Origin of the sequence: Microbacterium jejuense, from assembly GCF_019511665.1 — a bacterium.
GTDB lineage: Bacteria > Actinomycetota > Actinomycetes > Actinomycetales > Microbacteriaceae > Microbacterium > Microbacterium jejuense_A.
The window spans coordinates 28,483-48,920 of sequence record NZ_JAEUAW010000017.1; the positions used below are offsets into that span (position 1 = coordinate 28,483).

Here is a 20,438-nt window from a genome sequence, read left to right on the forward strand (position 1 = left end):
ACCACGCCTCGCGACGAGCGAGGGGGCGCAGGCACAGCCGACCACCATATGAGGGCAGGGGGAATCCAAGAGCGCAAAGACCCACTATACGTCGGACGACGCGCCGTGTCCAGTCGAAATGTTGACGACTTTCGGATGCTGCGGTATAAGCCCGATTCTCGCAGACCCTTCACAGCAACGGGGCCGCCGCGCGGTGTGCGCGACGGCCCTGCACGACTCGTGCGGTCTACTCCCCCATGTTGCCGCGGCAGGCCATTCCGGGGTTGAACCCCTCGACGAATTGCTTCGCGACGGGGTCGCTCTTGAACATGCCGAAGTTCTGCACGCCGTGGTAGCGGTCCTTTCCGCCGGGGCTCTGGTTGCCGCGCTCCGCGAAGACGTCGTCCCCCATCCCCTCCGGCCCGGTGCCCTCGATGTCGTCCGCCGTGTCCAGGCCCGAGAACACGCACTCGGACGACGCGTGGTCCGGTGCGTGGACCTCGTCCCCGTTGCCGTTCACCTCTCCGGCGTTCGCCACGCCGGCGCCCGCCAACACCAGCCCGACTGCGAGCGCACAGCCCGCGACCAATCGCTTCATGGTTCCCCTGCTTCCCAGAACGGGGGCGCCCCACGCGCCCCTCCCCGGCGCACAAGCTACGCCTCTGCGGCCGCCGTCGGAAGACCCCTCGCGTGCACGATGGCGGCCAGAGTGGCGGCATCCACTCGTCTCTCTCGCCGCATGGCGCCGATACAGCGGTGTACCGGACCCGTGGCGCGAACGCCCTCACAGGGCCATGATGTGCACATGACTGGGGGACGATCCCCCGTGATCCGCACTCCCGACCAGCGGATCCGGGTGTTCGTGAGCTCGACCCTGCGCGAGCTCGCGGAGGAGCGCGAGGCGGTCAAGGCCGCCGTGGAGCGACTGCGGCTCGCGCCGGTGATGTTCGAGCTGGGGGCTCGGCCGCACCCGCCGCGGGAGCTGTACCGCTCCTACCTGGCGCAGAGCGACGTGTTCGTCGGCATCTACGGCGCGAGCTACGGCTGGGTGGCCCCTGACGAGGAGGTGTCGGGGCTGGAGGACGAGTACAACCTCGCTCCCCCGGCGATGCCGAAGCTCATCTACGTCAAGGACGGCGACGCCCGCGACGAGCGCCTGTCCGCGCTCATCGCGCGCATCCAGGCCGACGACACCGCGGCATACCTGCACTTCCGCTCGGCGGCCGAGCTGGAGGAGCAGGTGGCGGCCGATCTCGCCATGCTGCTCGCCGAGCGGTTCGACGAGTCGCGGATCGCAGACACCGTCGATGCGCCGCGCGCCTCGCTCGTCGGCCGCGTGCCGGTGCCCTACACCTCGACCATCGGCCGCGACGCCGACATCGAGGCCGTGCGGACGCTGCTGGCCCGCGGCACCGACCGCGTCGTGAGCCTGATCGGCCCGGGCGGCATCGGCAAGAGCCGCCTGGCGATCGAGACGGCGCGGGCGTGCGAGGACCTGTTCGCCGACGGCGTGTACTTCGTGCTGCTGGAGGGCGTCCTCGAGCCGGGGCTGCTGCTGCCCACGATCGCGTACCACCTCGGCATCCGCGACAACGGCGAGGCGGCTCTGGAGGAGCGCATCGCGCACGCGCTCGAAGACCGCCGCGTGCTGCTGGTGCTCGACAACTTCGAGCAGATCGTGGATGCCGCACCCGTCCTCGTGCGGCTGTACACCGTGGCGCCAACGGCGACGTTCCTCGTGACGAGCCGCATCGTGCTGCGGATCCGCGGAGAGCGCGTGTACGAGGTGCCGGCGCTGCCGACGCCGCGCGACGACCTGCCGGCGAGCCTCGACCCCGCGACGCGGACGGCCGCGGTGGCGCTGTTCGTCGACCGCGCCAAGGCGATCGACCCGGGCTTCGACGTCACGCCCGGCAACGCGGCCGACCTCGCGGCGATCTGCCGCGCGCTGGAGGGGCTGCCGCTGGCGATCGAGCTGGCGGCGGCGAAGGTGCGCATCCTCACGCCGTCGGGCATCGCGGAGCGGCTCGGGCAGAGCCTGCCGCTGCTGACGGCCGCCGTGCGCGACCTGCCCGAGCGGCACCGCACGATGCGGGCGACGATCGACTGGAGCGTGAGCTTGCTTCCCGAGGGGCAGCGCGACCTGCTGGAGGACCTCGGCGTGTTCGCGACGCGGTTCACGCTCGACGCCGTCGAGGCGCTGGGGCGCGGCCGGCCGTGGGACGGGCAGGCGATCGACGGCCTCGCGGCGCTCGTGGACGGGTCGCTCGTGAAGCAGTACGAGCTCGGCGGCCGCCGCGTGTTCTCGCTGCTGGCGATCGTGCGCGAATACGCGCTCGGGCGCCTGAAAGAGAAGGGCGAGGCGGTGCGGGTGCGCCGCGCGCACGCCGACTACTACTGCGCCCTGGTGCGCCGTGTGGCGCCCGACCTCGGCGGGCCCGGCCAGGCCGACGCCGTCGCCCGGCTCGGACTGGAGCTGCCCAACCTCCGCGCGGCCGTCCGCCACCTGGTGCACACCGACCGGCTCGACGATGCGGGCGACTTCGCCTGGAGCCTGCTCATCTACTGGTGGATCTCGGGCTTCTTCGCCGAGGTGCGGGTGTGGATGCTGGAATTGCTCGAGAAGCAGCACGACCAGCCCATCACGCCGCACACGCGGGCCATCGCGTGGTTCTTCGCCCTGTGGGGCGAGATGTGGCAGCGCCCGAGCGAGCAGGTCGTCGCCGGCCTCGGCGAGTGCGTGCGGCTGTTCACCGAGTCGGGGGACGCGGATGCCGCGGCCATGGCGCTCGCGGCGCGCGCGACCGCGCGCGTGCAGTTCTCGGACCTCGACTCCGACAAGGCCGAGACCGAGCTGCGCGACGCCGTGGTGCGCCTGCGCGAGCAGGGCAACGCGTGGGCCGAGGCGATCACCGAGGTCTCGCTCGGACGCCTGGCCTGGGTGCGCGGCGCGACCGACGATGCCCTGGCGCACTTCGACCGCGCCAGCGCCGTCGCCGAGCAGCACGGCGACCTCTTCACGACGTCGGTCGCCGGAAACCTGCGGTCGCGCCTGAACTTCCAGCTCGGACGCCTCGAGACCGCCGAGCACGAGTTCGTGCGCACGCTCCTCATGTCGGTGCGCCTGCACTACGACGAGGGCATCGCCTACGGCCTCGAGGGAGTGTGCGCCGTCGCGGCGGCCCACGGCGAGGCCTGGCGTGCGGCGGCCCTGGCGGTGGCGGCGGGCGAGATCCGCCGCCGCATCGGCATCTTCGACGTCGAGGCGTTCACCGTGCACACGCCGTACCTCGACATCCTGCGCGGACGCGATCCCGCGAGCGTGGCCGCGGGCGAGGCGGCCGGCGCCGAGCTGACGCTGGCCGAAGCGGTGCTGCTCGCGCTCCCCGAGCACGAGCACGACGAAGTGGCCGCGACGCTGCAGGCCTGGTGACGCGCCCGCCCCGGGCGGGTCCCGGGCTGCTCACGTCCCGGGCTGCTCCCCTGTCACGGATCGCGGCCCGGCGGCGCAGAACGCGACAGGGGAACCGGCGGAGAGAGGGATGCCGCGGCTCACGCGTGGCGGAAGCGGATGCGCGTCCCCGGCCTGGCCTGGGCGACGAGGTCCAGCGAGGCGTCGGTCACGACGGCGATGACCGGATAGCCGCCGGTGACCGGGCCGTCCGCCAGGAGGATCGTTGGGCGCCCGCTCGGCGGCACCTGGAGGGCGCCGGGCACCATGCCCTCGCTGGGCAGCTCGCCGGCCCGCGTGCGGACGAGCGCCGGTCCGTCCAGCCGCACGCCGACGCGGTCGGCGTCGCCGGTGACGGTCCACACCGCGTCGAAGAGGGCCGTTCCTGCGGCGAACCACTCCGCACGCGGGCCGGGCGCCACGTCGAGTTCGAGCTCGTCGTCATGCGGTGCGCCCCACGACTGGGGCGGGGCGACGGGGATGGGCGTCGACGGTGACGGACCCACACGAACGAGGTCGCCCGCGCGCAGCGCCGGCGGGCCGAGCCCGGCGAGCACATCCGTCGCGCGCGAGCCGAGCGCCGCGGGCGCCTCGATTCCGCCGCGCACGGCGACGTAGGCTCGCGCGCCGTGCGCGAACCAGTCCACGTGCAGCTCGGCCCCGGCGGGCCACGCATGGGCCTCGTAGGGATCGATGTCGTGCCCGTCGAGTCTCACCGGACCCCACGCGCCCGTCACGGCGACCCACATGTCGGTCTCGGCGACCGCACGCAGGCCGCCCATCGTCACCTCGATCCCCGCCGCTCCCTCAGGGTTGCCGAGAAGCCGGTTCGCCGTCCGCAGCGCCGTGCGGTCCAGCGCACCCGACACCGCGACGCCGATGGATGCCGCCGCCGGACGCCCCAGGTCCTGTACGGTCGCGAGCAGCCCCGGTTCGACGATGCGCAGGGCGGCCGTTCGTGGCCGGGTCGCGGCATCCACTGCACGCCCGTCGTCTTCCGCACGTCCCGTCTCGCCGGAATCTCCTGATCTCGCAGAGACAGGACGATCCGGCGCAGAACGTCCTGCGTCGGCGAGATCTCCTGATCTCGGTGAGGGCAAGGGGGCCGTGTGCCCCGCAGTGGAGGGGCGGAACCGGACGCGGGCGCCGGGCGCGAGCAGAGCGGGGGATGCCGCAGCCGCATCGAACAGCGGCGCACTGGTCGTGCCGATCAGCCTCCAGCCGCCCGGGGTGTCGCGCGGGTACGCGCCGGAGAACGCTCCGGCGAGGCCCACCGAACCGGCCGGGACGCGGGTGCGCGGGGACTCCAGACGGGGGACGTCGTACGGCCAGTCGTCGCTCACGAGGTAGCCGAAGCCCGGCGCGAACCCGGTGAAGGCCACCCGCCACGCCGCGGCCGCGTGCCGGCGGACGAGCTCATCGGTGCTGATCCCGAGCAGCGCCGCCGTGTCGTGGAGGTCGGCGCCGTCGTACGCGATGTCGAGCTCGACGAGCGGTCCGTCGGCGGTCGCACCCGTCCGGGCCGCGGCCGCCGTGCGCAGCGCCCACGTCGTGGCGATCGCCGGAGGCAGCACGCGCGGGTCGACGCGCACCAGCACGGTGCGCGCGGCCGGAACGAGATCGGTCACGCCGCCGGGCCGCGACGCGGCGAGGGCCGCATGCACCGCGAGCACCTCGTCGAGACCGTCGACCTCGATGAGGAACGCACGGTCCCCCATCGGCAGCGCCCGCGCGGTCACCACGGCGCCCGTACCTCCACGCCGGCGGCGTCGAGCGCCGCGCGCACGGCGCGAGCCATGGCCACCGCCGACGGCGAGTCGCCGTGCACGCACAGGGACGCGGCATCCGCCCGCACCACCGTGCCGTCCACCGCCTCCACCACGCCCTCGCGTGCGAGCCGCACGGCGCGGGCCGCGACCCGCTCGGGATCGTCGAGCAGCGCACCGGGCTGCGTCCGCGGCACCAGCGAGCCGTCGGGCAGGTACCCGCGGTCGAGGAACGCCTCGCGGACGAACGGAAGACCCCGGGATGCCGCGGCCCCCTCGATCTCGCCCGGCAGGCCCAGCACGGGAAGCGGCCGGCCGAGGCGCTCGGCAAGGGCGGCGACGGCGCGGGCGACGGCGTCGGCCTGGGCGCGGTCGGCGGTCACCGCGTGGTACAGCGCGCCGTGCGGCTTGACGTAGCGGATGTCGGCGCCCGCGTCCACCAGAGCGCCGAGCTGACTGTCGACGGCGGCTTCGAGGTCGGTAGGCGCCATGGCGACCGCCACGCGCCCGAAGCCCGCGCGGTCGGGGTAGGACGGATGGGCGCCGATCGCCACGCCGAACCGCCCGGCCCGGGCCACCGCCTGGCGCATGGACGCGGCATCCCCCGCGTGCCCACCGCAGGCGACGTTGGCGCTGGAGATCACCGCGAACATCGCCTCGTCGTCGGCGGTCGGCACGCCGTCGACGGTCTCGCCGAGGTCCGCGTTGAGGTCGATGGCCGCCATGTCTCCAACGTACTGCGGGCGACCCGACCGCGAGCGGCTCCGTGCCCCGTCGGAACGGGCGTGAATGCAGGCAGCACGGCGCGGCTTGCGCGCCGGCGACCCGCAGCCCGGGCTTCGTCGTCCCGCCGTGCCAGCGTTCGCGCTCGATTCACGCCTCGCCGGGCTACCGTGGACGCATGGCACGCACGCGGGACGAGGCGCCGGCGCCCTCGGTGAGGCTCTCGGACGGCACCCTCGCCCGCGTCGTCCCGTCTCCGTTCGGCGGCGGGTGGGAGCTCGACGTCGACGGCACGCCGCAGTCGCACGTCGACCTCGACGACCCGACGCATCTGCACTTCGAGTACGTCGCGCGCATGGGTGCCGTGATCGACCGGCTCCGGATGCCGGGCCAGCCGCTCACCGCGATCCACCTGGGTGCCGGCGCGCTGACGATCCCGCGGTATGTGGAGGCCACACGGCCGGGTTCGCGGCAGCAGGTCGTCGAACTGGAGCCGGCGCTGTGGAACCTCGTGCGCGAGAACCTGCCGCTCCCCCGTGGCGCGCAGATCCGCGTGCGGATCGGCGACGCCCGTGAGACCCTCGGCCGCCTGCCCGCCGGCCTCGTCGGTGCGGCGGACCTCGTCGTGTCGGACGTGTATTCGGGCGCACAGACCCCGGCGCACCTGACCACGGTGGAGTTCTTCACCGAGGCCGCGCGGTTCCTCGCGCCCGACGGCGTGCTGCTCGTCAACGTCGCCGACGGCGCGGGGCTCGCCTTCGCCCGCCGCGAGGTCGCGACCGTGCAGGCGGTGCTCGAGCACGTGATCGTGCTCGCCGAGGTGCAGACCCTGAAGGGCCGGCGCTTCGGGAACCTCGTGATCGCGGCATCCAGGCAGCCGCTTCCGACCGAGTGGCTCCCCCGGCTCATGGCCGCCGGACCTCACCCCGCGAAGGTCGCCGAGGGCCGCGAGGTCGACGACTTCGCACGCGGCGCACGCGTCGCCACCGACGCCGATGCGACGCCCTCGCCGAAGCCCTCGGCCTCGATCTTCACCCGCTGAGGCCCCGGCGTCGTCCCGCGCAGGTACGCACCGGATCAGGCTGCGTGGCGGCATCCCGTTTCGCGTTCTTGGCGAGTCGCCACCACCGCCGCGTGCGGAGTGCCGAACGTGGCGACTCACCAAGACCGGGCAGAGGACGCCGCACCTCCCCGCACCGGCCACCAGAACCGCTGCCCGCACCCGCCCCGACCGACCCCGGCGACTCGCCACCACCGCCGCGCGCGGGGTGCCGAACGTGGCGACTCGCCAAGACCGCGGCCGAGTGGATGCCGCGACCCGGCGTGGCACGCCGGCCCGCGCGACGGCGGCAGGCACACTGGAACGAGCCGCATCGGGCGCAGCGAAGGGAGTCACACGTGAGCTACATCAGCGGGTACGACCCCGACACCCTCCGCGAGAAGGTGAGTCCCACGCAGTGCCGTGACCGCCTCGAAGAGATCGGCGAACAGCGCAGCCTTCCGGCGCTCCTCGAGCGGGTGTGGCTGCTCAAGGTGCTCGACCGGGCCGAGGAGGCGCTCGTCGTGTCGGAGCAGTCGGTGCGCGTCGCCCGCATGGCCGGCACCCGCAAGGACCTGCTGCGCGCCCGCATCCTGCACGCCACGGTGCTGCAGGCGCTCGGCAAGTACTCCGCCGCGTGGCAGGAGCTGACGGCGTGCGCCGAAGAGGCCGAGGGGCAGGGCTGGGCCGGCATCGGCGCGTTCGCCCACATGCACCGCGGCAAGGTGAGCTACGACGACGGCGACTACGAAGGCGCGCGCAAGGACTTCAAGCGCGCACTCTTCCTGCGTCAGGAGTCCGGGGCGACGGAGGACCAGCTCGAGTCCGTGCTCATGGCCATCGACGCCGCGGATCGGCGCCGGGCTGCGGCATCCGTCGCCAGCTGAGGACGCCGCGGCCATGAGTGTCGGAGATACGTTCTAGCCTCGCGCACATGTCGGAATTGCACCGCGTGCGGCAGTGGGCCGAAGCCCTGATCGCCGCCCACCTCGACCCGTCGTGGACGTTCGGGTTCGACAACGCCAAGCGCCGCGCCGGACTCTGCGACTACACCCACCAGCGCATCAGCGTTTCGCGCTACCTCGCGGCCCGCTATGACGACGACACCAACCACCAGACCCTGTTGCACGAGGTCGCGCACGCGCTCGCCGGACCGCGCGCCGGTCACGGTCCGCGGTGGAAGGCCGTCGCCCGCGAACTCGGTTACGTCGGCGGCACGACCCACGCGGGCGAGACCGCGACGGACCTGGCGCCGTGGATCGGGGTGTGCCCCGCCGGTCACGTCGCCTACCGCCACCGCAAGGCCACGCGGCCGACCTCGTGCGCCAAGTGCGCGCGCACCTTCGACGAGCGCTTCCTGTTCACCTGGACCCGCCGCGAGATCACCCCGGCCGCCCGCCTCGCGGCGCTGACGCCGCGGTAGCGGTCGCTGAGCGGAGACCGCTCCAGCGCGCGAAGCGCGGTCTGGCCCGGGGTTGCTCGTGCGATGGCGCGTTTCGTCTCGCTCGTACCTCGCTCGCTCAACGACCGACACCCCGGCCGTTGAGCGGAGCGCGCCGTGGCGCGCGAAGCGCGGTCTGGCGCGGAGTCGTCCGTGTGGTCGGGGCGTTTCGTCTCACTCGTACCTCAGATATGGGTCGTTGAGCGGAGCGCGCTCTAGCGCGCGCAGACGAAACGCGGTCTGGCACGGGGTTGCCCGTCCGATGGCGCGTTTCGTCTCGCTCGTACCTCGCTCGCTCAACGACCGACACCCCGGTCGTTGAGCGGTGCGCGCTCTAGCGCGCGCAGACGAAACGCGGTCTGGCACGGGGTTGCCCGTGCGATGGCGCGTTTCGTCTCCCTCGTACCTCGCTCGCTCAACGACCGACACACCGGTCGTTGAGCGGAGCGCGCTCCAGCGCGCGCAGACGAAACGCGGTCTGGCACGGGGTCGTCCGTGCGAAGGCGCGATTCGTCTCGCTCGTACCTCGCTCTCTCAACGACCGACGGCCCCGGTCGTTGAGCGGAGACGCGCTCTGGCGCGCGCAGACGAAACGCGTTCTGGCACGGGATTGCCCGTTCGATGGGAGCGTCGCGTCTCGCTCGCCCAGCGACCGTGAGCCGCGGTGTCAGTACGCGACGAAGACGCCGTCGCGCAGCACCGGGACGACGGATGCGGCATCCACCGCGGCGGCGTTGATCACGTCGTCGCGGGCGTCGCGGGCCAGGAGCTCCTGCCCCGATCCGCTCGCGGTGAGCAGGTGCCGCAGGGCGCCGCGCAGACCGCGGAAGGCCTCGGCGGCGGCCGCCGCGTCAGGGGACGTGTGGTCGACGCCGCGGGCGCCGAGCGCGTCGACGATCGCGCCCGCGCCGAACTGGTCCTCGACGGCGAATCGCAGCGGCGCACCCGGCTCACGACCGGCGAGCTCACCGGCCGCGATGACGGCGATCGAGGTCCTGTCGCCGCGTCGGTGCTGCACGTCGAGCACCGCGTCCGCCACGGCCGCGGCGTTGCGCAGGCATCCGAGCAGCACGGTGGCGTCCGTGGCCCCGGCGGCCTCCGCGATCGCGACGCCGTTGAGCGACACGGCGTGCGCCGCCGCGTCCAGCGGCACGGAATCGCCTCGGGCGACGGCATCCGTCACCGTCGTCGAGAACCGCAGCACGTCGACGACCACGACGACATCGGCGGGAGCGAGCCGCGCGAGGCCGGCGGCACCCCAGTCGAGACGTACCTGGTAGCGGTGCTGGTCGAAAGGCGTGTCGGGCACCGGTCTACCCTACGGCGCTGACGCCCCCCGTCGGGAACGTACGTTCTCGCCGAGACCGCACGTCCTGCGCGCACACGACATGCGTTCTCGGCGAGAACGTACGTTGTGGACGCGCCGGACGGCAGGCACCGGGAGCCGCGAGCGCCGCACCGCGGTGCGACACTGGAGCATGCGGATCCTGCTGAAGTTCGTGATCGACTGCGACCCCGACGCGGCGTGGCGGGCGCTGCACTCGCCGCGGGCCGTCGCCGAGCTCTACGGCCCGCTGCTCGACCTCGAGCCGCTCGTGCCGAGCGGTCTGCCGACGAGCTGGAGTCCGGGCGACGACGTCCCGGTGCAGCTGGCGGCGTTCGGCATGGTGCCGATGGGGCGCCAGCTCATCCACGCCAGCGAGCGGGTGGTCGACGAGCCGGCGGGGCAGGTGCGGATCTTCCGCGACAGCGGCATCCCGCTCACCGGTCCGCTGTCGAGCCTCGACGTCTGGGACCACCAGATGGCCGTCTCGCCCGCTCCGGGCGAGCCCGGCAAGACGCTGTGGCGCGACCGGCTGGTGTTCGCCGGACCGACCGCAGCGATCCTGTGGCCGGTCCTGTGGAGCGCGTGGCAGTGGCGCGAAGCGCGCGTGAAGGCGCTCGCGCCGGGCTGGGCGCACGACCCCGGCCCCGACCCCGCCGACGCGGGGTGACGGGATGCCGGGGCCACCGGCATCCCGGATCCTCACGCCTGCGGGATCACCGTGAGCACGCGGGCGACGTACTCGAGGAACTTCGCCATGTACATGCGCAGGAACTCCTCGGTCGCGGGAACCGTCACCTCGCCGTCGGCCTCGATGAGCCCCGGCGTGAAGTGGATGTACGCCTCGGGCGTCGTCATCTGACGCGCGTTGAGGAAGCTCAGGGTGCTGCGCAGCGACTGCTGTCCGACGGCCGTTCCGATCTGCCCGGCGGACGCCCCGATCACCCCGACCGGCTTGTCGGACCACGCGTTCTGCCCCCACGGCCGGCTTCCCCAGTCGATCGCGTTCTTCAGGGCACCGGGGAGCGACCGGTTGTACTCGGGTGTGACGAACAGCAGCGCATCGGCCGAGCGGATCGCGTCCTTGAAGTCGAGGGCGGTCTGCGGGTAGTCCGCGTCGAGGTCGCGGTTGTACAGCGGAAGGTCGGCGTACGAGATCTCGAAGAACTCGAGCTCGGGCGGCGCCAGCTTCTCCAGTGCGAGGGCGAGGCGCCGGTTGATGGACTCGCGCGACAGGCTGCCGATGATGACGCCGACGCGGTAAGGCGGTTCGTGTTCAACGATCTCGATCTGCATGCCGCCAGCCTGCACCCGTCGTGGCGCGAACGCACCCCCTCCGTATCACCGTGGGCCGAGGCATCCTCTCCCCTGCATGGACACCGCCGCACAGGAGCCCGGCCCGCGCACGCTCGTGCTGTGCCTCGACGGCACCGGGAGCGAGCCCGAGTCGGGGGTCACGAACGTCGCGCGCATCTATGCGATGGCCGTCAAGGACGACCGGCAGCTCGTGTTCTACGACCCCGGCGTCGGCACGATGGGTGCGCGCGGCGCGGTCACGCCGTTCGGCGCGTGGCTCACGCGCACCGCGGGGCTCATCGTCGGGTACGGCATCCGCGACAACATCGCCGACGCGTACAGCTGGCTGATGGCGCACTACCGCGACGGCGACCGCATCATGCTGTTCGGCTTCAGCCGCGGCGCGTACACGGCTGTGGCGCTCGCGGGGGTGCTGCGCAGCGTCGGGCTGCTGCGGCCCGGGGCCGAGAACCTCGTGCCGTACGCGCTCAAGATGGCTCTCTCGGGCGGCGGCGACAAGCCGTCCGAGACCGAGGAACAGGCCTTCTGGCGCACGCGGTCGTCGTTCGACGACGGGTTCGGCAACCCCGCCTTCCGCCGGTTCGGCAAGCCTGTGACGTTCCTCGGCGTGTGGGACACCGTCAAGTCCGTCGGCTGGTTCAACCTGCGCGCGCGGTTCGAGCAGGTGCGCTGGCCCTTCACGCGCAACGTCGACGGCGTGCGGACCGGTCGTCTCGCGCTCGCACTCGACGAGAACCGCCGCGCCTTCACCGAGTACCGGTTCGGGGCGGACAAGGAGGGCGTGAGGGTGGTCGACGATCCCCGTCGCGACCTGCAGGAGATGTGGTTCGCCGGTGTGCACAGCGACATCGGCGGGCAGTACGAGGACGACCACGGGCTGTCCGACATCTCGCTGGAGTGGATGACGGCCGAGGCGGTCGCCGCCGGGCTGCGCATCGACCCGAGGGCGTACGACAGGCTGCTCGGCGTGACCGGCGGGGCGCCGGTCCCGGCCGAACGGGCCGAGGGTCGCATCCACCGGCACCAGTGGTACTGGGCGATCGCCGGACTCGGCTGGCGCCGGCGGCACCCCGCCCGCGCGGACCAACTGCATCCGTCGGTGCAGAGACGCGTCGACGCCACCGCGGCGAGCGCGCGGCCGTACCGCGTGGCGTGGGAGCGATGACGTGTCCGAGGTCACCGGCTACGAGTCGCAGGATCAGCCCCGCACCCACGTGACCCTGCGGCTCATCGCGCAGGACCCGTCCGTGAAGGGCGATGACAAGAAGATCCTGACGGCGAGGGTCAAGGTGCCCTGGTCGCGCATGGAGGACGGACCCCGCGGAGCGCGGCTGCACGTCGTCGACTTCGACACCGCGACGGGCGAATACCTCAAGCACCCGGGCATCCCCGACGACGACCTGTTCGCCGATGCCGAGGACGCCGACCTGCTCGATGACAAGGCGTTCCACGCGCAGCACGTGTACGCCACCGCCGCGCGCACGCTCGCGACGTTCGAGTCGGCGCTCGGCCGCCGCCTGTCGTGGGGGTTCGAAGGGCATCACCTCTACCTCGTGCCCCATGCCTTCGCCGAGGCGAACGCGTTCTACTCCGACGACGATCACGCGCTGCTGTTCGGCTACGTGCCGGCGAGCGTTCCCGGCCGGCGGCCGGTGTACACGTGTCTCAGCCACGACGTGGTCGTGCACGAGACCACGCATGCCGTGCTAGACGGGCTGCGCCACCGGTTCCTCGAGCCGAGCCTGCCCGACCAGGCGGCCTTCCACGAGGGGTTCGCCGACATCGTCGCGCTGCTGTCGGTGTTCTCGATGCGGCCCGTCGTCGAACAGGCCCTCGGCCGCGCCGACAAGGACGGCCGGATCTCGCGCGACCGGGTCGATCCCCGGCGCCTGCGGCACGGCGTGCTGACCGGTGTGGCCGAGCAGATCGGCCGCACGCTCACGCACGGCCGCGGCGCACTGCGGGCCGCGGCGCTCAAGCCTCCGCCGGCAGACTGGGCCGAGCTGCGCCAGTACGACGAGCCGCACCGTCGCGGCGAGGTGCTCGTCGCCGTCGTGCTCGACGTGCTCATCGACATCTGGTCGATGCGCCTGCAGGCGCTGTTCTCGCGACCCGGCTCGAAGGCGAAGGACGTCACGGTCGACCGCACCCGCGCCGCCGAGGAGGGCGTGAAGGCGGCATCCCAGCTGCTCACGATGCTCATCCGCGGGCTGGACTACCTGCCGCCGGTGGAGTTCGAGTTCGAGGACCTGCTGGATGCCGTCCTCCTGGCCGACGCGGAGGTCGTGCCCGACGACGACCTCGGCTACCGCGACCTGCTGGCCCGGCGGTTCGAGGCCGCCGGCATCCATCGTCCCGATCGCGACGCGGACGTCCTGGAGGCGGAGCTCACGCCCCGCTACCTCGGCATCAACTACGCCAGCCTGCGCAGCGACCGCGACGAGGTGTTCCGCTTCTTGTGGCAGAACGCGCCGCGGCTGGGCGTCAGCACGCGCTTCTACACGATCGTCGAGTCGGTGCTGCCGACGCAGCGCATCGGACCCGACGGCCTCATCGTGCCGGAGTCGGTCGCCACGTACGTGCAGATGGTCGACATGTCGGCCGGCGAGTTCGCCCGCGAGTGCGAGCTGCCGCTGCCGGACGGGATCGACGACGCCACACCCGTCCAGTTCTTCGGCGGCGGGACGCTCGTGTTCGACCAGTTCGGCCGCCTCAAGCTGCACGTCTACAAGCGCATCGACGACTGGCGCCGGCAGGTGCGCCGACTGACGTACCTCGACAGCACGGGGCGGCGCGACACCCAGGGCCGGCTCGGGTTCTCGGAGGGCCGCTCGCGCGGGCAGGCGTTCGCCGCGCTCCACAGCACGGATCTCAGCTCGGGGGAGGCATGGTGAGCACGCCGGTCTGCGTCCGCGTCCGCATGTACCAGGTCGGGTTCGGCGACTGCCTCCTGATCTCGGTCGAGTACGACGAGCCGCTCGCCGACGGCCGCGCCGAACGCCACATCCTCATCGACTACGGCACGAGTCATTCGCCGCGCCAGGGGTTCGTTCGCGGTCGCATGGCCGATGTCGCGGCGCTCATCGAGCAGCACACGCACGGCGTGCTCGACGTGCTGGCCGTCACCCATCGCCACCGCGACCACCTGCGCGGGTTCGAGGTCGCCGCGGGCGCCGAGATCATGCGGCGCCTGGCGCCGAAGGTCGTGCTGCGGTCCTGGACCGAGGACCCGGCTCTGGCGGCGGATGCCGGGGGCCCTGCGGGCGGGGCCGCCCTGGCCGCGGCACCCGCGGCCCCGGCCCTCGGCGACGGCCACGTGGGACCGGCATCCCTCCGTTTCGCACGACTGCTCGGCGCAGCGCAGGAGCATGCCGGAGCGCTGGCGGGACTCGCCGCGCACGACAGGCTCGTCGCGGCTGCCGCCGAGGAGCAGCTGAAGAACGCCGAGGCCGTCGCGCTGCTCGACGAGCTGTCGGCCGACCGGCGCGGACGCTACCTGTACGCCGGCGCGGACGCGGGCCTCGCCGACCTGGTGCCCGGACTGGTGACGACCGTGCTGGGGCCGCCGACGCCCGACCAGGAACCCGACGTCACGCGTCAGGCCGAGGACGACGGCGAGTACTGGCTGACGGCGCTCGACGCGTCGCTCGCGCTGTCGACCGCGGTCGCCGCATCGGAGTCGGGGCAGACGACGGCCGACGAGGTGCCGGTGGGCCCGGGACCGGTGCGGTGGCTGATCGACAACCTCACGGCGCAGCGCACGCACTCGCTGCTGCGCCTCGTGCGCAACCTCGACGACGCGCTCAACAACACGAGCCTGCTGCTGCTGTTCGAGATCGGCGGCCTCTCGCTGCTGTTCCCCGGCGACGCGCAGATCGAGAACTGGCAGCACACGCTCAAGCGCTTCGCGAAGGAGCCCGCGCTGCGCGCGAGGCTCGCCGGCATCGACCTGTACAAGGTCGGCCACCACGGCAGCCGCAATGCGACGCCGCGCACGCTGTGGGCCCTGTGGAAGGACCGCCCCGACGGGACGCCCCGGCTCACGACCCTCATGTCGACCCGCCGCGGCGTGCACGGCAAGGCCGTCGACACCGCGGTGCCGCAGGACAACCTCGTGAGCGCGCTGAAGGAGGTGTCGACCCTCTACTCCAGCGACGACGACGCGCACGCCGACGCCGCCTACCTCGAGGTCGAGGCCGAGGTGGCGAAGGGCGGCCCGTTCCGCTTCGTGCCGCCGCCCGGTCGTTGAGCGAGCGAAGCGGGACGAAACGCCGCGAGGCGCTGCTGGCATCCGACCATCGACGCAGCGGATGCGCGGGGCCGCGCCTGGAGAGCGTCTCGCCGCGTTTCGTCTTCGCTCGTTCCTCGCTCCGCTCAACGACCAGCGGGGGACGGCGCACGAGATAGAGCACGAGATAGAGAAGGGATGCCGTCGCGCGAAGCCTGCACGACGGCATCCCTCGTCTCAATCGGCGAGCGCCTCGACGGGCGCAACGCGCGTCGCCAGGCGCGTCGGGATGACGGCGGCGACCAGCGTCAGCACGGCGGTGGCCGCGACGATGATCACGACCGGCAGCCACGGCACCGCCGGGGCGACGAGCGTCGGCGACGACCATGACGGCGGCACCGCCACCGAGCCGAGGAGCGACTGCGCCCCGGCCCAGCCGTACGCGATGCCGAGCACGAGGCCCGTGACGGTCGCGGCGATCGTGATGTGCGCCGCCTCCAGGAGCACCATGCGACGCACCTGGCCCGTCGACACGCCCAGCGCGCGCAGCAGGCCGAGCTCCCGCCGGCGCTGCACCACGCCGATCGTGAGCAGGTTCACCAGGCCCACGGCCGCGATGACGGCGGCGACCGCGACGAGGCCCATCATGATCGCGGCGAACGTGTCGACCAGGGTCGTCATCTCGGCCGGGGCCTCGCCGCCGCCCGAGGCGACCATGACGGCCTTCACGGTCTCCAGTGCGACGGCGAACATCGTGACGAGGGTGACCCCCATGACCACGCCGATCGCCATGCGGCTGGAGCGCTCGGGGTAGCGCAGCGCGTTCTCGGCGGCCAGGCGCGCCGTCGCCGACCCCTCGAACACGCGGCCCACCAGGCGCAGCACCGGCGGCATGACGAGCGTCGCCCCGAGCGCGAGTCCCGTGAACGAGAAGATGCCGCCGAAGAACGCCACGATCACGCCGAGCGGAGACATCAGGCCGAACAGGATGCCGAGCGCCAGCAGCGCCGCGCCGATCACGAAGAGCGTGATCGCGACGCCGTTGCGTCCGCCGCGGCGCGCGACCGCCTCGTGCGAGGTCTCGACCGAGCCGCCCAGCGCCTGCAGGGGCGTCACCGTCAGCACGCGTCGCGATCCCGCCCACGCGGCCGCCCACGTCGTGAGCGCCACCACCACCGCCGGAAGCACGAGCACCGGCTGCAGCACGGCGTAGTCCACGCCGTCGAGCTCGAGCAGCTGTGTGGCCAGCACCACGCCCGCCCACGACACGAGCGTGCCGCCGACGAGTCCGATCGCCGCGCCGATCACGCCGACGACAAGGCCCTGCCGCCCGACCTCCTCGCGCTGCGACCGCGCGGACGCCCCGATGAGGCGCAGCAGCGCGATGCGACGGGTGCGTCCGGCGATGACGGTGGCGAAGGTGTTGGCGGTGACGATCGACGCCACGTACACCGCGACGCCGATGAGCAGGAAACTCAGGATCACGGTCACGGCGGCGAGGGTCTCGCTGTCGCCGATGTACGGGTTCGCCTTCAGCATCGCCCCGATGAACCCGGTCGCGCTCAGCAGAATCGCGCCGAACGCGCTCGAGATCGCCGCGACCAGGATGCTGGCCCCCATGCCGCGCTCGCGCAGCCAGGCCAGGCGCGCGGTGCGCGGGGAACGGGTGGATGCCGCGGCCCCCGGCATCCGGCCGGTCGGGGTCTGCGCCATAGTGGTCATGACGCCACCTGCGCGGTCGCGGCGGCAGCGACCGGGACGGCCGTGGTGTGCGCCGCGGTGCCGAGCTCGGAGGCGAGCATGTACGCCGAGATCTCTTCGGCGCTCTGGCGCGGCTTGTCGGCCACGATGCGGCCGTCGCCCAGGAACAGCACCCGGTCGGCGTGCGAGGCCGCCACGGGATCGTGCGTCACCATCGCGATCGACTGGCCTTGCTCGCGCGAAGCGGCAGCCAGGAGCGCCAGGACCTCGCGACCCGAGCGCGAGTCGAGGTTGCCGGTGGGCTCGTCGGCGAACAGCAGGTCCGGCGCCGTCGCGAGCGCGCGGGCGATCGCGACGCGCTGCTGCTGGCCGCCCGACAGCTGGTGCGGGCGGTGGCCGAGACGGCTGGAGAGCCCGAGCCGCTCGACGAGACCGTCTATGCGGGCGCGCTCCAGCGCAGTGGGCCGGCGGCCGTCGAGGTCGAACGGCAGCATGATGTTGCCCAGCGCATCGAGGGTCGGGACGAGGTTGAACGCCTGGAAGACGAAGCCGACCCGGCGCCGGCGAAGGATCGTGAGCTCGAGGTCCGACAGGCCGGTGATGTCGGTGTCGCCGATCCACGCGCGGCCCGACGTGGGCGCATCCAGGCCCGCCATGATGTGCATGAGCGTCGACTTGCCCGAGCCCGACGGGCCCATGATCGCGGTGAACTCGCCGCGACGGATGCCGACGCTCACGTCGTCGAGCGCGTGGACGGTGCTCTCGCCGGAGCCGTAGGTCTTGGTGAGCTGCTGCACCCGGGCAGCGAGGCCCAGGTCGGTCGATGAGAGTTCCATGCCTCCGACGGTATGGACGCCCCGGGGCCGCGCGCGTCGGCCGGGAGAGGCATCCCGCTACATCGCGAGGATGATCCCCGTCGCCGGGCTGGTCGTTGAGCGGAGCGAGGAACGAGCGGAGACGAAACGCCGCACGACGCATTCGAGAACCCGGCCCGACGCAGACGTTGCGGGCGCGTGGTCGGGTCCGACGAGCGGCTCACTGCGTTTCGACTCGCTCCGCTCGCTCAACGAGCAGGCGACGGGAAACCAGACCCGCGGGCTTTCGTCACGCAAGCACGGTGTCAGGCCTCGGGCGACGCAGCCTCGTCGGAGGTCAACAGGACCACGTTGCCGTCGGGGTCCTCGACGATCGCGGCGTACGGACCGGCGGTCTGCGTGGGAGGCATGCGCCCGACATAGCCGGCGTCGAGGAGCTCCGCCCAGCGGCTGTCGACGACGGCATCCTCTCCGACATAGAACTCGAGCATCTGCGAGTATCCGCCGCCCGACGGCCGTGACCACGTCGGGTCGTACACGGACGCGAACGCCGTCGTGATCAGCAGCGTGACGCCGCTGCCCATGCGGTGCGCGACGACCGGACGCCCGCCCGGCTCGACATCGGGGATGTCGAGCCCCAGGCGTTGGTAGAAGCGGACGGACGCCTCCAGGTCGGCCACTTCGAGCACCACCATGCTGAGCTGCAGTTCCATGGCGCCGATTCTGCCGCCCGGCGCCGACACGCGGCTAGGCGAGGTCGTGCTCGAAAGCGAACACGACGAGCTGCACGCGATCGCGCAGCCCCAGCTTCGTGAGGATGCGGCTGATGTGCGTCTTCACCGTGGCCTCCGACAGGAACTCGCGCGCCGCGATCTCGGCGTTGGACAGCCCCCGCGCGGCCAGCGCGAAGATCTCGCGCTCGCGGTCGGTGAGCTCGCCGTAGGCGGGCGGCACCGGCCGGGGTGCGGCATCCGCGAATCTCTCGAACAGCTCCCGAGTGGCGGATGCCGCGATCACGGCGGATCCGGAATGCACAGTGCGGATTGCCGCGAGCAGGAACTCGGGGTCGGCGTCCTTCAACAGGAAGCCGCTCGCGCCCTGACGGATCGCACGCGCGGCCGCCTCGTCGAGGTCGAACGTCGTGAGCATGACGATGCGCGGCGGCTCAGGGTCCGACAGTAGCTCACCGGTCGCGGCGAGGCCGTCCATGACGGGCATGCGGATGTCCATGAGCACGACGTCCGGCCGGGTCGCGCGCACCATCGTGACGCCCTCCCGGCCGTCAGACGCCTCGCCGACGACCTCGAGGTCGGGCTGCGAGTCCACGAGCATGCGGATGCCAGCGCGGAACAGCGCCTGGTCGTCGACGAGCGCGACGCGGATCATGCGGGTCCTCCGATGGGGATGGCGGCGCGGACGACGAAGTCGCCGCCCTCGGCTGCGGCGTCGAGACGGCCGCCGGCGAGCTGTGCGCGTTCGCGCATGCCGATGAGGCCATGCCCCGGACGGGCTCCGGGCGGCGGCGGCGCTGCCGGGTTGCGCACCGACAGCTCGACGCGGTCGGGCAGCCAGGCCAGGCCGACGTCGACGGCGCCTCCTGTGGCGCCGTGGCGCAGCGCGTTGGTGAGGGCCTCCTGCAGGATGCGGTACACCGCGAGCTGCACGGCGGCAGGCGGCTCGCCGGGCGGGACGGGGTCGACGTCGACGCGCAGCGGGACGCCCGCCGCCCGCACCTGGGCGTAGAGCTCCTCGAGGTCGGCGATGGTCGGCTGCGGCCCGTCGCCCTGCCGATGTCGCAGCTGGCCGAGCAGCAGGCGCACGTCGGCGAGCGCCGAGCGGGCCGTGGTCGAGATCGTCGCGAGCGCCTCGGTCGCGACGGAGGGATCGGATGCCGCGGCGTAGCGCGCCCCGTCCGCCTGCGCGATCACGACCGCGAGCGAGTGCGCCACCACGTCGTGCATGTCGCGGGCGATGCGCACGCGCTCCTGCTCGGCCGCGGTCTCGGCCTCGGCCCGCTGCTGCGCCGCACGCGTCTCACGGGTGCGGATGGCGGAACGCACGAGCGCGCCGATCGTCCACGACAGGCCGAGCGCGAAGGCCGCCGCCACGAGCGTCATGAGCGCCAGCGGGAGCGTCTGCCATGTGAGCCCGCCGCCGGCGAACGACGGTCCGGCGAAGAGGTACACCGTGATCACGAGCGCGCCCACCAGGGCCGAGGCGAATCCCGCCCAGTAGGCCGCCCGTGAACCGTAGGCGGCGGTGGCGAACAGCACACCGAAGATCGCGACGTCGCTGAAGCTCGGCGGCCGCCCGAGGCCCATCTGCACGAGGGCACCCACCCACGCCAGGCCCAGCGCCAGCAGCGGCGAGAGGCGTCGCACGGCGAGCGCGCACGAGAACAGGGCGGCGATGACGCCGCCGACGAGCACCTGGCCCGCCGGGCCGAGGAGGTACTCCAGTCCGAAGGCGCCGGTCTGGACGAGGGCCGTCTCGACCGGCCAGGCGATCAGGAAGAAGACGACCGCGAGCGTGACGTCGACCACGAGCTGGGACGTCTTCAGGCGGCGGAACACCGTCTCACGCTACGGGAGGATCGGCCGCCGCGGCATCCGTCGCACGCTGTAACCCGCGGCCGCGGCATCCTTCGTGGGATG

The 20,438-nt window shown here is 72.7% G+C and carries 18 protein-coding genes; 8 read left to right on the forward strand and 10 right to left on the reverse strand.

Annotated elements, in window-relative coordinates; genetic code table 11:
• Positions 1 to 226: 226 nt before the first annotated feature.
• Positions 227 to 577 carry a hypothetical protein gene (locus JNB62_RS16740; protein WP_223231218.1) on the reverse strand — a complete coding sequence of 117 codons (351 nt, stop codon included), beginning with the start codon at positions 575 to 577 and terminating at the stop codon, positions 227 to 229.
• Between the two features lie 228 nt (positions 578 to 805).
• Between JNB62_RS16740 and JNB62_RS16745 the strand changes: the two genes are divergently transcribed.
• Positions 806 to 3,412, forward strand: coding sequence for an ATP-binding protein (locus JNB62_RS16745; RefSeq protein ID WP_220302038.1), 2,607 nt, complete (start codon positions 806 to 808; stop codon positions 3,410 to 3,412).
• 119 nt (positions 3,413 to 3,531) lie between these two features.
• Here the strand turns inward: JNB62_RS16745 and JNB62_RS16750 are convergent, their stop codons facing one another.
• Both JNB62_RS16750 and JNB62_RS16755 read right to left on the reverse strand, forming a co-directional pair.
• Positions 3,532 to 5,172, reverse strand: coding sequence for a 5-oxoprolinase subunit B/C family protein (locus tag JNB62_RS16750; RefSeq protein WP_220302039.1), 1,641 nt, complete (start codon positions 5,170 to 5,172; stop codon positions 3,532 to 3,534).
• Positions 5,166 to 5,921 carry a 5-oxoprolinase subunit PxpA gene (locus tag JNB62_RS16755; protein ID WP_220302040.1) on the reverse strand — a complete coding sequence of 252 codons (756 nt, stop codon included), beginning with the start codon at positions 5,919 to 5,921 and terminating at the stop codon, positions 5,166 to 5,168. The genes JNB62_RS16750 and JNB62_RS16755 overlap by 7 nt, the downstream gene beginning before the upstream one ends.
• A 176-nt stretch (positions 5,922 to 6,097) precedes the next feature.
• On the opposite strand from JNB62_RS16755, the gene JNB62_RS16760 reads away from it, so the two are divergent.
• The 3 genes from JNB62_RS16760 (at position 6,098) to JNB62_RS16770 (ending at position 8,381) form a co-directional block, all read left to right on the forward strand.
• Positions 6,098 to 6,961 (forward strand): spermidine synthase, encoded by an 864-nt coding sequence (locus JNB62_RS16760; protein WP_220302041.1) that lies wholly within the window; start codon positions 6,098 to 6,100, stop codon positions 6,959 to 6,961.
• A 356-nt stretch (positions 6,962 to 7,317) separates the two neighbouring features.
• Positions 7,318 to 7,845, forward strand: a complete 528-nt coding sequence (locus tag JNB62_RS16765) for a hypothetical protein (protein ID WP_220302042.1) — start codon at positions 7,318 to 7,320, stop codon at positions 7,843 to 7,845.
• Between the two features lie 47 nt (positions 7,846 to 7,892).
• Positions 7,893 to 8,381 carry a SprT-like domain-containing protein gene (locus tag JNB62_RS16770; protein WP_220302043.1) on the forward strand — a complete coding sequence of 163 codons (489 nt, stop codon included), beginning with the start codon at positions 7,893 to 7,895 and terminating at the stop codon, positions 8,379 to 8,381.
• A 685-nt stretch (positions 8,382 to 9,066) separates the two neighbouring features.
• On the opposite strand, the gene JNB62_RS16775 is transcribed toward JNB62_RS16770, so the two are convergent.
• The gene (locus JNB62_RS16775) at positions 9,067 to 9,708 is read right to left on the reverse strand and encodes a 2-phosphosulfolactate phosphatase (protein ID WP_220302044.1); all 642 of its coding nucleotides are present in this window, start codon (positions 9,706 to 9,708) and stop codon (positions 9,067 to 9,069) included.
• A gap of 169 nt (positions 9,709 to 9,877) precedes the next feature.
• On the opposite strand from JNB62_RS16775, the gene JNB62_RS16780 reads away from it, so the two are divergent.
• Entirely contained in the window at positions 9,878 to 10,393 is a 516-nt protein-coding gene (locus JNB62_RS16780; RefSeq protein WP_220302045.1) for a hypothetical protein, read from the forward strand.
• Between the two features lie 32 nt (positions 10,394 to 10,425).
• Here the strand turns inward: JNB62_RS16780 and JNB62_RS16785 are convergent, their stop codons facing one another.
• Positions 10,426 to 11,019, reverse strand: coding sequence for an NADPH-dependent FMN reductase (locus JNB62_RS16785; RefSeq protein ID WP_220302046.1), 594 nt, complete (start codon positions 11,017 to 11,019; stop codon positions 10,426 to 10,428).
• 76 nt (positions 11,020 to 11,095) lie between these two features.
• Between JNB62_RS16785 and JNB62_RS16790 the strand changes: the two genes are divergently transcribed.
• Genes JNB62_RS16790 through JNB62_RS16800 form a run of 3 tightly spaced genes read left to right on the forward strand, consistent with a single transcriptional unit; the run spans position 11,096 to position 15,289 of the window.
• Positions 11,096 to 12,205, forward strand: coding sequence for a DUF2235 domain-containing protein (locus JNB62_RS16790; RefSeq protein ID WP_220302047.1), 1,110 nt, complete (start codon positions 11,096 to 11,098; stop codon positions 12,203 to 12,205).
• A 1-nt stretch (position 12,206) separates the two neighbouring features.
• Positions 12,207 to 13,934, forward strand: a complete 1,728-nt coding sequence (locus JNB62_RS16795; RefSeq protein WP_220302048.1) for a hypothetical protein — start codon at positions 12,207 to 12,209, stop codon at positions 13,932 to 13,934.
• Entirely contained in the window at positions 13,928 to 15,289 is a 1,362-nt protein-coding gene (locus tag JNB62_RS16800; RefSeq protein ID WP_220302049.1) for a hypothetical protein, read from the forward strand. Before JNB62_RS16795 ends, JNB62_RS16800 begins: the two co-directional genes overlap by 7 nt.
• 216 nt (positions 15,290 to 15,505) lie before the next feature.
• Here JNB62_RS16800 and JNB62_RS16805 read toward each other — a convergent pair whose 3' ends face one another.
• The 5 genes from JNB62_RS16805 to JNB62_RS16825 form a co-directional block, all read right to left on the reverse strand.
• The gene (locus JNB62_RS16805; RefSeq protein WP_374451145.1) at positions 15,506 to 16,981 is read right to left on the reverse strand and encodes an ABC transporter permease; all 1,476 of its coding nucleotides are present in this window, start codon (positions 16,979 to 16,981) and stop codon (positions 15,506 to 15,508) included.
• A gap of 5 nt (positions 16,982 to 16,986) precedes the next feature.
• The gene (locus JNB62_RS16810) at positions 16,987 to 17,805 is read right to left on the reverse strand and encodes an ABC transporter ATP-binding protein (RefSeq protein ID WP_220302050.1); all 819 of its coding nucleotides are present in this window, start codon (positions 17,803 to 17,805) and stop codon (positions 16,987 to 16,989) included.
• A 284-nt stretch (positions 17,806 to 18,089) separates the two neighbouring features.
• Positions 18,090 to 18,497 carry a VOC family protein gene (locus JNB62_RS16815; protein WP_220302051.1) on the reverse strand — a complete coding sequence of 136 codons (408 nt, stop codon included), beginning with the start codon at positions 18,495 to 18,497 and terminating at the stop codon, positions 18,090 to 18,092.
• Between the two features lie 34 nt (positions 18,498 to 18,531).
• The gene (locus JNB62_RS16820) at positions 18,532 to 19,170 is read right to left on the reverse strand and encodes a response regulator (protein WP_220302052.1); all 639 of its coding nucleotides are present in this window, start codon (positions 19,168 to 19,170) and stop codon (positions 18,532 to 18,534) included.
• Positions 19,167 to 20,357: a sensor histidine kinase gene (locus JNB62_RS16825; RefSeq protein WP_220302053.1), complete on the reverse strand. Its 1,191-nt coding sequence runs from the start codon at positions 20,355 to 20,357 to the stop codon at positions 19,167 to 19,169. Before JNB62_RS16825 ends, JNB62_RS16820 begins: the two co-directional genes overlap by 4 nt.
• Positions 20,358 to 20,438: the final 81 nt, after the last annotated feature.

Excerpts from the sequence above, each read along its gene's own strand:
- JNB62_RS16740 (WP_223231218.1), bottom strand. The coding sequence starts at position 577 with ATGAAGCGATTGGTCGCGGGCTGTGCGCTCGCAGTCGGGCTGGTGTTG.
- JNB62_RS16755 (WP_220302040.1), bottom strand. The coding sequence starts at position 5,921 with ATGGCGGCCATCGACCTCAACGCGGACCTCGGCGAGACCGTCGACGGC.
- JNB62_RS16760 (WP_220302041.1), top strand. The coding sequence starts at position 6,098 with ATGGCACGCACGCGGGACGAGGCGCCGGCGCCCTCGGTGAGGCTCTCG.
- JNB62_RS16770 (WP_220302043.1), top strand. The coding sequence starts at position 7,893 with ATGTCGGAATTGCACCGCGTGCGGCAGTGGGCCGAAGCCCTGATCGCC.
- JNB62_RS16780 (WP_220302045.1), top strand. The coding sequence starts at position 9,878 with ATGCGGATCCTGCTGAAGTTCGTGATCGACTGCGACCCCGACGCGGCG.
- JNB62_RS16785 (WP_220302046.1), bottom strand. The coding sequence starts at position 11,019 with ATGCAGATCGAGATCGTTGAACACGAACCGCCTTACCGCGTCGGCGTC.
- JNB62_RS16790 (WP_220302047.1), top strand. The coding sequence starts at position 11,096 with ATGGACACCGCCGCACAGGAGCCCGGCCCGCGCACGCTCGTGCTGTGC.
- JNB62_RS16800 (WP_220302049.1), top strand. The coding sequence starts at position 13,928 with ATGGTGAGCACGCCGGTCTGCGTCCGCGTCCGCATGTACCAGGTCGGG.
- JNB62_RS16805 (WP_374451145.1), bottom strand. The coding sequence starts at position 16,981 with ATGGCGCAGACCCCGACCGGCCGGATGCCGGGGGCCGCGGCATCCACC.
- JNB62_RS16810 (WP_220302050.1), bottom strand. The coding sequence starts at position 17,805 with ATGGAACTCTCATCGACCGACCTGGGCCTCGCTGCCCGGGTGCAGCAG.
- JNB62_RS16815 (WP_220302051.1), bottom strand. The coding sequence starts at position 18,497 with ATGGAACTGCAGCTCAGCATGGTGGTGCTCGAAGTGGCCGACCTGGAG.
- JNB62_RS16820 (WP_220302052.1), bottom strand. The coding sequence starts at position 19,170 with ATGATCCGCGTCGCGCTCGTCGACGACCAGGCGCTGTTCCGCGCTGGC.